This is a genomic window from Empedobacter sp. UBA7611, assembly GCF_002484365.1.
GTDB lineage: Bacteria > Bacteroidota > Bacteroidia > Flavobacteriales > Weeksellaceae > Empedobacter > Empedobacter falsenii_B.
This window is the reverse complement of record NZ_DLJR01000078.1, coordinates 23,864-37,312: the sequence shown is the minus strand read 5'-3', so window position 1 is coordinate 37,312 and position 13,449 is coordinate 23,864. Positions and strand designations below refer to the sequence as shown.

The 13,449-nt window shown below is 32.3% G+C and carries 11 protein-coding genes; 3 read left to right on the top strand and 8 right to left on the bottom strand.

Features of this window, described 5'->3' with window-relative positions; genetic code table 11:
- Positions 1–56 precede the first annotated feature (56 nt).
- Entirely contained in the window at positions 57–293 is a 237-nt protein-coding gene (locus B3R94_RS13365; protein WP_312193913.1) for an integrase core domain-containing protein, read from the top strand.
- Between the two features lie 1,030 nt (positions 294–1,323).
- Here the strand turns inward: B3R94_RS13365 and B3R94_RS13360 are convergent.
- The 7 genes from B3R94_RS13360 to B3R94_RS13330 all read right to left on the bottom strand — a co-directional run bounded on the left by B3R94_RS13360 (position 1,324) and on the right by B3R94_RS13330 (position 9,961).
- A complete protein-coding gene (locus B3R94_RS13360; protein WP_291101427.1) occupies positions 1,324–2,457 on the bottom strand; it encodes a M28 family peptidase in 1,134 nt (377 codons plus the stop codon).
- A gap of 39 nt (positions 2,458–2,496) precedes the next feature.
- Entirely contained in the window at positions 2,497–3,177 is a 681-nt protein-coding gene (locus B3R94_RS13355; RefSeq protein ID WP_291101424.1) for an SIR2 family NAD-dependent protein deacylase, read from the bottom strand.
- Between the two features lie 497 nt (positions 3,178–3,674).
- Positions 3,675–5,477 carry an acyl-CoA dehydrogenase family protein gene (locus B3R94_RS13350; protein WP_291101422.1) on the bottom strand — a complete coding sequence of 601 codons (1,803 nt, stop codon included), beginning with the start codon at positions 5,475–5,477 and terminating at the stop codon, positions 3,675–3,677.
- A gap of 27 nt (positions 5,478–5,504) precedes the next feature.
- Positions 5,505–6,686 (bottom strand): acetyl-CoA C-acyltransferase, encoded by a 1,182-nt coding sequence (locus tag B3R94_RS13345; protein WP_291101419.1) that lies wholly within the window; start codon positions 6,684–6,686, stop codon positions 5,505–5,507.
- Positions 6,687–6,720: 34 nt separating this feature from the next.
- Positions 6,721–7,080, bottom strand: coding sequence for a four helix bundle protein (locus tag B3R94_RS13340; protein ID WP_291061215.1), 360 nt, complete (start codon positions 7,078–7,080; stop codon positions 6,721–6,723).
- A 36-nt stretch (positions 7,081–7,116) separates the two neighbouring features.
- Positions 7,117–9,516, bottom strand: coding sequence for a 3-hydroxyacyl-CoA dehydrogenase/enoyl-CoA hydratase family protein (locus B3R94_RS13335; protein WP_291101416.1), 2,400 nt, complete (start codon positions 9,514–9,516; stop codon positions 7,117–7,119).
- Positions 9,500–9,961, bottom strand: a complete 462-nt coding sequence (locus B3R94_RS13330; protein WP_125350256.1) for a MarR family winged helix-turn-helix transcriptional regulator — start codon at positions 9,959–9,961, stop codon at positions 9,500–9,502. The genes B3R94_RS13335 and B3R94_RS13330 overlap by 17 nt, the downstream gene beginning before the upstream one ends.
- A 326-nt stretch (positions 9,962–10,287) precedes the next feature.
- Here B3R94_RS13330 and B3R94_RS13325 point away from each other — a divergent pair, with 326 nt between their 5' ends.
- Positions 10,288–12,237 carry a KUP/HAK/KT family potassium transporter gene (locus B3R94_RS13325; protein ID WP_125350255.1) on the top strand — a complete coding sequence of 650 codons (1,950 nt, stop codon included), beginning with the start codon at positions 10,288–10,290 and terminating at the stop codon, positions 12,235–12,237.
- Positions 12,238–12,365: 128 nt separating this feature from the next.
- On the top strand, positions 12,366–12,692 hold the full coding sequence (locus tag B3R94_RS13320; RefSeq protein ID WP_291101414.1) for a YegP family protein: 327 nt from the start codon (positions 12,366–12,368) through the stop codon (positions 12,690–12,692).
- Positions 12,693–12,801: 109 nt separating this feature from the next.
- Here B3R94_RS13320 and B3R94_RS13315 read toward each other — a convergent pair whose 3' ends face one another.
- Positions 12,802–13,266 carry a Dps family protein gene (locus B3R94_RS13315; protein WP_125350253.1) on the bottom strand — a complete coding sequence of 155 codons (465 nt, stop codon included), beginning with the start codon at positions 13,264–13,266 and terminating at the stop codon, positions 12,802–12,804.
- Positions 13,267–13,449 lie beyond the last annotated feature (183 nt).

The window sequence follows — 13,449 nt, the reverse complement described above, 5'->3', positions numbered from 1 at the left end:
TTTAACATCCTTCTTTACAACAACATAAATATGTAGATTTATTACTCTCAAATAACATAGCTATAAGTATGACAGAAAAAGGTGATCCCTATGAAAATGCAATGGTAGAAAGGGTTAATGGAATAATTATAATGGAATTTAATTTATATGAAAGCACATTAGGTTTTGATCAGACAAAAATTAAAATTACTAATAGTATTAAAACTTATAATGAATTAAGACCACATGCAAGTTGTGATTATTTAACTCCAAATGCTGCGCATTTGCAGTCAGAAAAATTAAAGAAAAGATGAAAAAACTATAATAGAAGTTTTAATTATCAAAACTCTCTTGTATAGTAAATTTAGGATTAAGATCAATTGGTGTATAACTATAATAGGATTTATTTAAAAACATGTATAGTTATTTTAGGACGGGTCAAACACGTTAGAAGGTCCCAAGATAAAGGCAGGATGAAGGCAGGATAAAGGCAACATAGTGGCAGTAGAATGTATGTAAAAGATTTTTGTAGTTCAGATGTTGTAATAATTGCCAAGTTGTTTTTTATACAAAAAAATGTTTAGTGGAATACAAAAGGATATCATTTTTAAAGTTTCAATGGATTGAAACTCGTCTTTTGAGCAATGATAATCTTTAAATTTCATTTAAAAAAGTAGATTTTAGTGTTGTACTATGTAATATTTATAATGTATTAAGTAAAATGCATTATGTATTTGTGAGAGGCTGGAATTTTCAAGGCTTCGAAATAACACAAAATCACTTTTTGAATACAAATATAAAATGAAGTAGATTACCAAAATAACCTTTAAAAATCATTTAAGTTGTAAGAACACATGACCAAAAACAGTATTTTCACTTGATATTCAGCATAATGACCAAGGCGATTCAAACCTCTAAAATAAGTATCATTGGATGCGATTCTGAAATAAACTCAGAATGACAAAATCCGTAAAACGTTAAGCGTAAAACTTAATAAAACCTATGTTTCTATTGTGATTAGAATATTCATTTTTTATTCGGTATTCTTCTTGAAGGGGCACAACAACAATGTAAAATTACCCCTTAGATAAACAAATTAACTAGAAGTGACGAATGATGAACCTAATTGGTTACCCATTAACCTAAATGGAGGTTATATGTACTAAAATGCACTTTTTCTGTATCGGTTGTGTATCCACGCTATATGTATTCTGTATCCATTGTATATCCATTCCGTATGGTTTGTTCGGTGCTCGTGTATCGAAAGGTTGATTACCATTTAGACAAAAAAAGTAACTATTCAACTAAAAAAGTCAATTTATTACATAAATGAGACGCAACAATTTATTTCTTCAAAATCTTAAAACTATGTTGATTCGAATTTATTTTAACGAAATAAACGCCAGAAGTAAGATGTTCTAAATTTATCTGCGAAACAGCTGTTCGAAACTTCTTTTCATAGACCTGTATTCCTGTTTCGTTATATATAGAAATTGTAGGTTGCTTTAAAATCTGCGAAAAATGAAGGTTTCTCTTTACTGGATTTGGGTACACTTGCAAAGTTGAAATAGTATGATCTGTTGTAGTCAACTTCTCTTGTGCTTGAGAAAAATGTAATATAGTCGCCAAAGCTCCTTTCGCTACTTCTGTCAAATAATTCAAATCTAAATTAGCTATTATATCTTGAGCAGTATGTGCATAAGGCGTTTCATTTTTTTCGAAAAGTCCAGTTATTGGATAACCAACTGCCTGAAAAGGCATATAATCGGAACTATAAGCATTCGAAATTTCAGTTTTTAGAGTTGTATACAAGGGAAAAATATTCGACATTTGATTAGTCAAATCAGAAGAAGCTGCATTATTTGATGTTGGATTACTTTCATCTTGCTCACAAACAATTGTCGAATTTACTTTATTCGCCACTCCTCCTACCTCATCAATATTCAGAACAGCTTTAATGTTTAAATTCTGAGGAACTGCAATTTGATTGACATATGTCTGACTTCCTATTAAACCGCGTTCTTCTCCTGTAAAATGAATAAACTTGATCGAATAATCAGTATCGATATCTTTGATTAATCGAGCAATTTCTAATAAAGTAACCGTTCCCGATCCATTATCATTCGCTCCAGGTCCATTTAATGTATCATAATGACCATCGATGATAATAAATTTATCAGGATATTTTTTTCCAATTTTAGTTATGATTAAATTATTTCCAACATTTCCAAAAACATTAACTGATTGTTGCTCTATAGTGGCATAACCATATGTTGTATAATAAGATTTCAACCATGTAAATGTATTTTCATGAGCTGACGAACCAACAGTTTTAATTCCGAAATCTTGAAATTTTTGCAATTTCTGATGCACAGAATCGTATTTCACTTGTTCGACAATCGATTGATAAAACGGATTTAACTCTTGTGCAGCCGCATTAATAGAAAAAACAAATAATGGTAGAAATATATACTTCATATTCTCTAAATTAATTAATCAACAGTAAAACGTAAAAGATTAAAAATTATTCAAAATAGTTTTTAATTCTTCGATACTTTCTGTTGCTTTTTTCTTGATATGCGTAATAGATGAATTGGTATAGGTATCTGATGGATCGATATAGATAATTGGGACATTTGTTTTTGCATAATCTTTGAGCGAAGCAGCTGGATACACTTGCATCGATGTTCCAATAATTACCAAAATATCTGCCTTTAAAACCTCATCAATCGCATTTTCTATTTCCGGAACCATTTCGCCAAACCACACAATATGCGGACGAAGTTGATTTCCATCTTCAGCCAAATCTCCAAGTTTGATATCTTTATTCCAATCAATAATTTGATTCTCATCTTTTTCGCTTCGCGCTTTTCTCAATTCGCCATGCAAATGTATTATTTTAGAAGAACCTGCTCTTTCATGCAAATCGTCTACATTTTGAGTGATAATTACAACTTCAAAATCATTTTCTAACTCTTTCAAGAAATGATGCGCAGTATTGGGTTCAACATCGAATAATTGTTTTCGACGTTGATTATAGAATTCTTGAACCAATTTTGGGTTTCTTTGATAACCTTCAATCGAAGCGACTTCCATAATATCATGATTTTCCCACAAACCGTTGGCATCTCGAAAAGTTGAAATTCCGCTCTCTGCACTAATTCCAGCTCCCGTTAAAACGACTAACTTCTTTTTCATTTCGAATGTATTAATTGAAGTAAATATAACTTTATAAAACAACAAAACTCCATTTATAGAAATGGAGTTTCGGTTTTATTTTATTTTTTTTAATTCATCTAATTTGACTAGACACATAATACTAAATGTTGCAAACATGGTCAACGTAAGAATTGCTGCATTAATTATCATAAGCTTTGTTTTAATTGGGTTATTAATTTGAATTAAAGTTACTTCAAATCATTTCTTCCGAAAAGTATTTCATTAAGAAATAACGACTTAACTCACTTATTTTTAATGAATAAACATTAACTTCAAGACATAAAAAAACCTCAATTGGGAACAACTGAGGTCTTTCTCTACTAAAACTTAAGTACCATGAAAACTCAACTAACTTATATAAAGACTAGTACTTGCCTTAGATTTATCAAACGATATACCAAATTAAATTTCAATATGTTAAAAATAAAAAGCAGCCAATAAATTGACTGCTTTAAATAATTTGTATTAAAATATACTTAGAAAGTGTATTTATTTTCTTTGATTAAAAGATCTGCAATTTCAGTTTTTAAGTTAACTACGTTTGGATATTCGTTGTAACGTGTAAATCTTCTTAAACCAGACAACATCATGCGTTGCTCATCTCCTTCTGTGAAAGAAACAATTCCGCGCGTCGCTTCTGTTTTAATAATCTCCACCGATCTGAATAATTGTAATTGAACTAATTTTTCTGCATTTTTCACTGCATCAGCACCTTTTACATTCGCAATTTTTTCTGCACGTAACATTGCCGATTCAACCATATAAATTTCTTGCATAATACGAGAAGCCGCAATAATCAACTGTTGGTGTTGCTCTAATTCTGCACCAAATTTTTGCAAAGCAGAACCTGCAACCATAAAGAACGCTTTCTTTAGATTTGTAATGATTTCTTTTTCTTGTGCAAATAATTCTGAATAATCTGGAACATCAAACGATGGAATAGACATTAATTCGTTCGCTACATTCATTGCTGGCGACATTAAATCTAATTTTCCTTTGAATGCACGTTTTACTAACATTGATACACATAATAAGGTATTGATTTCGTTCGTTCCTTCGTAAATTCTCGAAATACGCGCATCTCTCCAAGCTGCTTCCATTGGCATTTCTTTAGAATACCCCATTCCTCCATAAATCTGAATTCCTTGATCGGCAGAAATTTGAGCTGCATCAGAAATCCAAACTTTTAATATAGAAGCTTCGATCGCATATTCTTCAATCCCTTTTAATTCAGCTTCATTATGAGGCATTCCTTTTGCCATGTTATCTTCAATTGCATCTTGCACATCTTTCGCCGCACGATACGCACCAGCTTCTGAAGTAAACGCAGAAACAGCCATATCAGCTAATTTCTCTTTAATAGCACCAAATGTATTGATTGATGTATTGAATTGTTTACGTTCTGAAGAATATTGTAACGAATAATCTAAAATACGACGTTGCGCATCTAAACATGCTGCTCCTAATTTGATACGACCAACATTCAAGGCATTCATTGCAATTTTAAATCCTCCGTTTCTTTCTCCTAATAGATTTTCTACTGGAACACGAACTTCATTAAAGAAAACTTGACGTGTTGATGAAGAAACAATTCCTAATTTATCTTCTTCTTCTCCTAATGAGAATCCAGCACCAGCTTTATCTTTTTCTACAATGAAACCTGTGATATTTTTATCATCATCAATACGTGCAAAAACAATGAATAAATCAGCAAAACCTGCATTTGTAATCCACATTTTTTGACCTGTGATGATATATTCTTTACCATCTTCTGATAAAACAGCTTTTGTTTTTCCTGAATTTGCATCAGAACCTGCTTCTGGCTCCGTTAAACAGTAAGATGCAAACCATTCTCCTGTTGCTAATTTTGGTAAATATTTTTGTTTTTGTTCTTCTGTTCCGTACAATAAAATTGGCATTGTTCCAATTCCAGTATGTGCTCCAAAAGCTGTTGCTAACGAACCTGTTGCTCCTGAAATATAGTCACACACTAACATTGTTGTAACGAATCCCATTCCCATTCCACCATATTCTTCTGGAACAGAAATTCCTAATAAACCTAATTCACCAATTTTACGCATTAATTCTTCAATCAACGCATAATCTTTTTTCTCAATTTGGTGTTTCTTAGGCACTACTTCTTTATCGATAAACTCTTTTGCAGATTGCAAAATCATTTGTTGTTCTTCTGATAAATCTTCGTAAGTGAAAATATCATTATAAGAGGCATCTTTAATTAAATATTGACCTCCGATTAATCTATTTGGATTTGTAGACATATTTTTTTGTTGTTTAGATATTAGATTTTATTTTAGATATTCGAAAATTGAAGCTGCTCCTTGTCCTGTACCAACACACATGGTTACCATTCCATATTTCGCTTTACGCGCTTCCATTTCATGTAACAATTGCACGGTTAATTTCGTACCCGAACATCCAAGTGGATGCCCTAAAGCAATTGCACCTCCGTTTACATTGACGATATCAGGATTAAGATTCAACTCGCGCATAATTGCAACTGATTGAGAAGCGAAGGCTTCATTCAATTCGATTAACTGAATATCTTCTAATTTCATTCCTGCTTGTTCTAATGCTTTTGGAATTGCAAATAAAGGTCCAATTCCCATAATACGAGGTGCTAAACCTACCGTAGAATATGCAACTAAGCGTGCAACTGGCTCAAGACCTAATTCTTTCACCATATCTTCTGACATTACCATAACGAAAGCTGCTCCGTCCGACATTTGAGAAGAGTTACCTGCTGTAACTGAACCTCCTTGCGCAAAAACAGGACGTAATTTTGCTAAACCTTCGATAGATGTATCCGCACGTGGACCTTCGTCTACTTTGAAATCAATTTTCTTTGTTTGAACTTTTTCTTTATCATCTAAGAAATTAAATTCAACATCAATCGGAACGATTTGAGATGCAAATTTTCCTTCAGCATTTGCTTTTAATGCTTTTTGATGCGAATTGAATGCAAATAAATCTTGATCCTCACGAGAAACTTTAAATTCTTTTGCTACTTCTTCAGCCGTTAATCCCATTCCCCAGTAATAATCTGGATGATCTTTTGCTAAATCCGTTTCTGGAATTGGTTTGTAACCTCCCATCGGAATATACGACATCGACTCTGCACCACCTGCGATAATACATTCTGCCATTCCTGTTCTAATTTTAGCAGCTGCCAACGCAATTGCTTCTGATCCTGATGCACAGTAACGATTTACTGTAACACCTGGAACTTTGTCTGTGTCTAATCCCATTAATGAGATAAGACGTGCCATATTCAATCCTTGTTCTGCCTCTGGCATCGCACATCCAACGATTAAATCGTCGATACGTGCTGGATCTAAAGTTGGATAATCTTGCATTAAGCGCTTGATTACTGTAGCTGCCATTTCATCTGGACGTGTAAAACGCAATGTTCCTTTTGGCGCTTTTCCTACAGCTGTTCTATATCCTGTAACTATATATGCTTGTTTCATTTTATTAAAAAATTTAGATGTTAGACATTAGATGTTAGATATTAGATTTTAATTTTTGTTGAAATACATAATTCATTTTTTGAATTTCATTTAATAATAAAATAATGTGCTCTACTTTATCTTTTTTCAATAATTGCAGTTCTATCCCTAAAATTAATTGAGTCATTAATTCATAAGAAGAACCATTTGCTATAGATAAAAAATGAATGAATTCTTTATTCGAGTTTCTTCCTGCCCCCTCCGCAATATTAGAAGGAATTGAAATTGTTGCTCTCTTGATTTGACTTATCAAACCAAATTTTTCATCTCGAGGTAATTCTAAACAAATCAAGTAAACTTGTTTCGTCAACTCAATCGCTTTTTTCCAAATTATTAAATCCTCAAGCTTATGCATCTCAATACTAATATCTAAAATCTCAATACTACAATTTTAATTACGCAACGGTTTACCTGTTTTTAACATATGTTGAATTCGCTCTAATGTTTTTCTTTCTCCACAAAGAGATAAGAATGTTTCGCGCTCTAAGTCTAACAAGTATTGTTCTGAAACATAAGTTGATTCAGATAAATTACCACCTGTCATTACATATCCTAATTTATTCGCAATTAAACGATCATGATCCGAAGCAAAACGTCCAGCAACCATAGAATCTGTTCCAACATAGAACATTCCCATTGCTTCTTTTCCTAACACTTCTACTTTACGTTGAATTGGTTGTGTATAACCTGCTTCTGCCATAATAATTGCATGTTTCTTCGCTTCTGCAATTTGACGTTCGGCATTTACTACAACAATATCTTGCTCACGAATAATTCCCATATTCTTCGCTTCATAAGCTGAAGTTGCCACTTTCGCAGTTGCGATATTCATGAAATTATCACGTAAATGATTTACTTTTACATCATCTTTTAAAGCGAATTCAGTTGCACGGCGCGCAAATTCTTTCGAACCTCCACCACCTGGGATTAATCCAACTCCAACCTCAACCAAACCAATGTAAGTTTCGGCAGCAGCTACAATTTTATCCGCATGCATTGACATTTCGCAACCTCCACCAAGCGTCATTCCGTGAGGAGCAACAACAACTGGAATAGATGAATAACGAACACGCATCATTGTATCTTGGAACATTTTGATTGCCATATTCAATTCCCACCAATCTTGTTCTGCAGCCATCATCATAATCATGGCTAAATTAGCTCCAACAGAGAAATTGTCTCCTTGATTACCAATTACAACTCCACGATAATCTTTTTCTGCTAACTCGATTCCTTTATTGATTCCTTGTAAAACTCCACCTCCAAGAGAATTCATTTTAGAACGGAACTCAATATTGATGATTCCATCACCTAAATCTTGAATAGATGTTTCTTGGTTTGACCAAATTTCATTCGTTTTTCTAATATTATCTAAAATAATGAATGCATCTTGACCAGGAATTAATTCGAATTGTTTTGTATTCTGATTATAGAATAATTTCTTACCGTTTTCGATTTTATAAAAAGAATCTGTTCCAGTTGCTGCTAATTCTTTTACCCAATCCGAAACCTTGAAACCTTCTGACTCTACTAATTGTATTCCGTTTTGTAATCCAACTAAATCCCATGTTTCAAATGGACCATATTTCCAAGCGTAACCTGTTTTTAAAGCGTCATCAATTGGATAAAGTACATCTGTAATTTCTGGAACACGTTGAGAAACGTAAGCGAATAATGAAGCAAAATGTTTGCGAATCAATTCTCCAGCCTTACCAGAATCTTTCAATAAAACACCTAATTTATTACGCATAGATCCTGCATTTTTAGCAGTTTCTACAGCTGTAACTTTTGCACGTTCCATTGGACGATACTCTAACGTATCAAGATTTAAGGCAAAACGATTGGTATTCCCTTCTTTATCAATTTCTTTATAATAGAAACCTTTTTTCGCTTTATCTCCTAAGAATTTATTTTCGATTAAGAAATCCAAGAATTTTGAATCTTTCAAACCTTGGATCATTTCGTCATTTGGCGCATTTTGCTGTAAACCTTTTGTTACATTATATGCTGTATCCAAACCAACCAAATCACCCAATTTGAATGTTCCCGTTTTTGGACGACCCAAAATAGAACCTGTCAAAGTATCAACTTCTTCAATCGTTAATCCAATTTCTTGCGCCAATTCCATCACTTTCGCCATCGAGTAAACTCCTACTCTATTCCCGATAAAACCTGGCGTATCTTTACATAAAACTGGTGTTTTACCTAAAAATAAAGATGCATAGTTTTGGAAAAACTCAACAACAGATTTATCTGTTTGAGGAGTTGGGATAATTTCGAATAATTTTAAGTAACGTGGCGGATTGAAGAAATGCGTTCCGCAGAAATGTTTCTGAAAATCATCTGAACGACCTTCAGCCATCAAATGAATTGGAATACCAGAAGTATTAGAAGTGACTAAAGTTCCTGGTTTACGGAAGTTATCTACACGCTCAAAAATAGATTGTTTAATATCCAATCTTTCGATCACAACCTCTATTACCCAATCCGAGTTTTTAATCTTCTCGAAATCATCATCAAAATTCCCTACAGTTATACGAGAAGCAAATGCTTTGTCATAAATTGGTGAAGGATTGCTTTTTAAAGCAGCATCTAAGTGAGTTTGAGCAGTTCTGTTACGAACTACTTTACTCTCTAAAGTAAGTCCTTTCGCTTGCTCTTGTGGTGTAAGCTCGCGAGGAACCATATCTAACATCAAGACTTCGACTCCGATATTTGCAAAATGACATGCAATACCAGAACCCATCACTCCTGATCCTAATACAGTTACGTGTTTAACGTGTCTTCTCATAATTGTTTTTAAATATTTTTTTGTCCGATATTAATTGGTTAATCTTATAAATCACTTCCAAGAAAATTTGCATTTTCTCTGGTTCGATGTGATTATTAATTGATTCATTAAATTGCAAAACAAAATGTTTTGAAATATCTCTCATTCTTAATCCTTCTTCAGTCAAAGTGATCAACACACTTCTCCCATCTTCTGGATTTGGTTTTCGAACGATAAAATTTCTTGCTTCTAAGTTTTTTAATGTTCTCGACAAGCTTGTTGGCTCTATTCCCATCTTTGGTCCTAGCGACGTACTTGGCGTACCTCCTTTCGGATCTATTGATAATAATGTAAAGGCATACACCATTGTAGAATCGTAAGCAACTGCTTGCTCATTATACATTTTCTGAACTGACAACCATGTTGAACGCAATAAATAATCTATCGTTAAATCTTCTCTTAACATATTTTAGTGTATGTCTAACAAATATAATCTTTTTTTTATTATGCAAGCATAATAAAGTTTTAAAATTTAATTTTGTTTAACAAATAATGATTCAATTTACTATTTCTCAATGAAATGTAACTTTAAATTATGATTAATAAAATAAATAGTATGATTAAATAATACTTAAATTTATTCCATTAATAAAAAACCGACTGTAGTAGTGTAAAAATACGCTATAATTAGTATCGAAAATAAGTATAATGTTGGTTTTGTATTATAAATAAATAAGATTGTTTAATCTCTTTTCAACGGCATACATTCGTAGAAATTTTAAAATACTGCTTATGGAATCAAACCATACGATGAACAAAGTAACAGCGGCAACGCTATTAATCGCATTTGGAATCATTTACGGTGATATTGGAACAAGTCCTTTATATGTAATGAAAGCGATAATTGGCGAGAATCGCGTGATTGAAGAGAGCATTGTCTACGGAGGCGTATCATGTGTTTTTTGGACTTTGTGTTTTCAGACTTCTATCAAATATGTATGGTTGACACTAAAAGCGGATAATGATGGCGAAGGAGGAATTTTTTCTTTGTATTCATTAATCAAGAAAAAAGGTAAAAACCTAATTATTCCAACTATCATTGGAGCTTCTGCTTTGCTCGCCGATGGAATTATCACTCCCCCCGTTTCCGTCTCTTCCGCTGTTGAAGGACTACGAATGCTAAACGGACTCGAAAATCTACCTACTATACCTATTGTAATCTTCATCCTTTCGATGTTATTTTTCTTCCAACGATTTGGAACAAATAAAGTAGGAAAAATATTTGGACCCTTTATGGTTCTTTGGTTTACAATGCTTCTAGGCTTAGGAGTTTTACATATTGTACATCATCCAAGTATTATCAAAGCATTAAATCCTTATTATGCGTATAACTTGTTAATGAATTATCCTCACGGATTTTGGATTCTTGGCGCTGTATTCTTATGTACAACAGGTGCTGAGGCATTATACTCCGATTTAGGACATTGCGGTCGAAAAAACATTAGAATTAGTTGGCTGTACGTTAAAATCTGTTTAGTAACAAACTATTTGGGGCAAGCAGCTTGGTTAATGCACCAAGATAATCCTATGTTAGATGGTAGAAATCCTTTCTACGAAATGATGCCTGATTGGTTCTTGATTCCTGGAATTTGTATTGCCACAGGTGCAGCTATTATTGCGTCTCAAGCTTTGATTACAGGATCTTTTACCTTAATCAACGAAGCGATCAACTTAGGTTTCTGGCCAAGAACATTAATTATTCAACCAAACGAACACAAAAGCCAAGTTTATATTCCTACAATCAATTTTATGTTATGGGCTGGCTGTGTCTTTATTGTTTTATATTTCCGAGATTCGTCCCATATGGAAGCCGCCTACGGACTTGCTATTACAGTTACCATGTTGATGACGACCTTCTTGTTATCCTATTATCTTAATTATTATACAAAGTTCAACAAAGTATTTATTGTGGCAATTTTGTCGATTTTCGTAGCAATAGAATCTTCATTTTTCGTAGCAAATGTTGTCAAATTTGTTGATGGTGGATATTTAGCATTATTAATGGGATGGCTGTTCTTCATAATAATGTATTGTAGTTTTTACGGAAAAATCCTTAATTCTAGAAACTTAGAATTCGTTAAAATTAAACGTTACGCGAATGTGTTAACTGAATTAAGTGAAGATAAAACAATCAATAAATATTCGACTTTCTTGTTTTACTTAACGAAATCTACCAATCCGAAAAATATCGAGAAATACAGTATTCAATCTATTTTATCAAAACGACCAAAACGTGCAGATGTCTATTGGTTTGTAAACATTAACCGAGATAGTGAGCCGTACACGTTGAGCTATAAAATATTGCCAATTGTCGATCAAAAAATATATCGAATTACATTTAATGTAGGATTTAGAGTTCAACCAAAAACAGAACAATATATCAAAAAAGTAATCAACGATATGTATGCAAATGGAGAATTAGAGTTAAAATACCTGAGTACATGTTTGAAAAAATACAATCAAGATCCTGACATGAAATTTGTTTTGATTGAGAAATTTCCTTCAATTGAGACCAAATTAAGTATGAAAGAATTTTTCACGCTAAAAGTTTATTATTTATTAAAGAAAATAGAATTCAACATTCCGAAATCTTTTGGTCTAGAGAAAAACGATGTTGTTGTAGAACACATTCCTCTTTATATGCACAAACATAATATTGACGATTTAAAAAGAATTCAATAAAAAAATAGAAATCCTGAAATAATTTTTCAGGATTTTTTTTGTAAATATTTTATAGATTGATAATTATCAAATAATTTTTATAAATTTATATCAATCAACAAAATAAAATATTTATAAAAAATTAAATTATGTTCGAAATTTATCAAGACAAAGCAGGAGAATATCGTTTTCGTTTGAAAGCTAAAAATGGACAAAATATTTTGGCAAGCGAAGGTTATAAACAAAAAGCAAGCTGCGAAAACGGAATTGAATCTGTTCGCAAAAATTCGCAAGATGATTCTAAATACGAATTAAAAGAAGGTGCTTCTGGTAAATGGCATTTCAATTTAAAGGCAACAAACGGGCAAGTAATTGGAACAAGCCAATCGTACGAAACCGAATCTGGTGCTAAAAATGGAATTGCTTCTGTCAAAACAAATGCTGCTGATGCCGAAGTAAAAGAAGTAGAAGGTTAATTACAAACCGTTATAAAAAGCTGAAGCCTTGGATAAATCCAAGGCTCAACCTAATTAACACTAATATGAATTAACACTAAAAACTTATGAAGTAAAATAATGTTCAACTTTATTTTAGATGCGATCTAAGCATCCAAGCAGTTTTTTGATGTTGTTCTAATAAACCAACTAAGAAATCCGAAGTTGATATATCATGAAACTCATCAATTTCTACTACAGCCTGCGCCAAAAAGTTAATAATAACTTCGTGATCGTGTAGTAAATCAGCAATAAAACTTAAACTATCTTTGTTTTCTGTTTTTCTTGTTTCTGATAAATGAGCTAACTGCAAATACTCTGCCATAGTTGCTGGTGCATAAACATCTTTTTGACGAATTTTTTCTGCAACATCATCTATAACAATTTGTAACTCGTTATATAACGATTCAAAATACACATGTATTGTCTGAAAATCAGGACCTTCTACATTCCAATGTGCATTTCTTGTTTTTAAGTATAAAATATGTTCATCAGCTAATAATTTAATTAAAATATCAGCGATTTTTTGTTTTTTTTCTGGCGATAATAATTTCATATGATTAAATTTTATATTGTCTATTTGATTAACTTTACTAATGCAAATATAGAACCAGAAAACGAATGAATTATAGATTTATCAAATCTTATTTCTATTCTTTTATAATTAAAAACTATGAACGACTCGAATTAACTTAAAATAAATAATAATGTTTACTTAAAAACAGAATTACTATTTTTG

Excerpts from the sequence above, each read along its gene's own strand:
- B3R94_RS13360 (WP_291101427.1), bottom strand. The coding sequence starts at position 2,457 with ATGAAGTATATATTTCTACCATTATTTGTTTTTTCTATTAATGCGGCT.
- B3R94_RS13355 (WP_291101424.1), bottom strand. The coding sequence starts at position 3,177 with ATGAAAAAGAAGTTAGTCGTTTTAACGGGAGCTGGAATTAGTGCAGAG.
- B3R94_RS13350 (WP_291101422.1), bottom strand. The coding sequence starts at position 5,477 with ATGTCTACAAATCCAAATAGATTAATCGGAGGTCAATATTTAATTAAA.
- B3R94_RS13345 (WP_291101419.1), bottom strand. The coding sequence starts at position 6,686 with ATGAAACAAGCATATATAGTTACAGGATATAGAACAGCTGTAGGAAAA.
- B3R94_RS13340 (WP_291061215.1), bottom strand. The coding sequence starts at position 7,080 with ATGCATAAGCTTGAGGATTTAATAATTTGGAAAAAAGCGATTGAGTTG.
- B3R94_RS13335 (WP_291101416.1), bottom strand. The coding sequence starts at position 9,516 with ATGAGAAGACACGTTAAACACGTAACTGTATTAGGATCAGGAGTGATG.
- B3R94_RS13330 (WP_125350256.1), bottom strand. The coding sequence starts at position 9,961 with ATGTTAAGAGAAGATTTAACGATAGATTATTTATTGCGTTCAACATGG.
- B3R94_RS13325 (WP_125350255.1), top strand. The coding sequence starts at position 10,288 with ATGGAATCAAACCATACGATGAACAAAGTAACAGCGGCAACGCTATTA.
- B3R94_RS13320 (WP_291101414.1), top strand. The coding sequence starts at position 12,366 with ATGTTCGAAATTTATCAAGACAAAGCAGGAGAATATCGTTTTCGTTTG.
- B3R94_RS13315 (WP_125350253.1), bottom strand. The coding sequence starts at position 13,266 with ATGAAATTATTATCGCCAGAAAAAAAACAAAAAATCGCTGATATTTTA.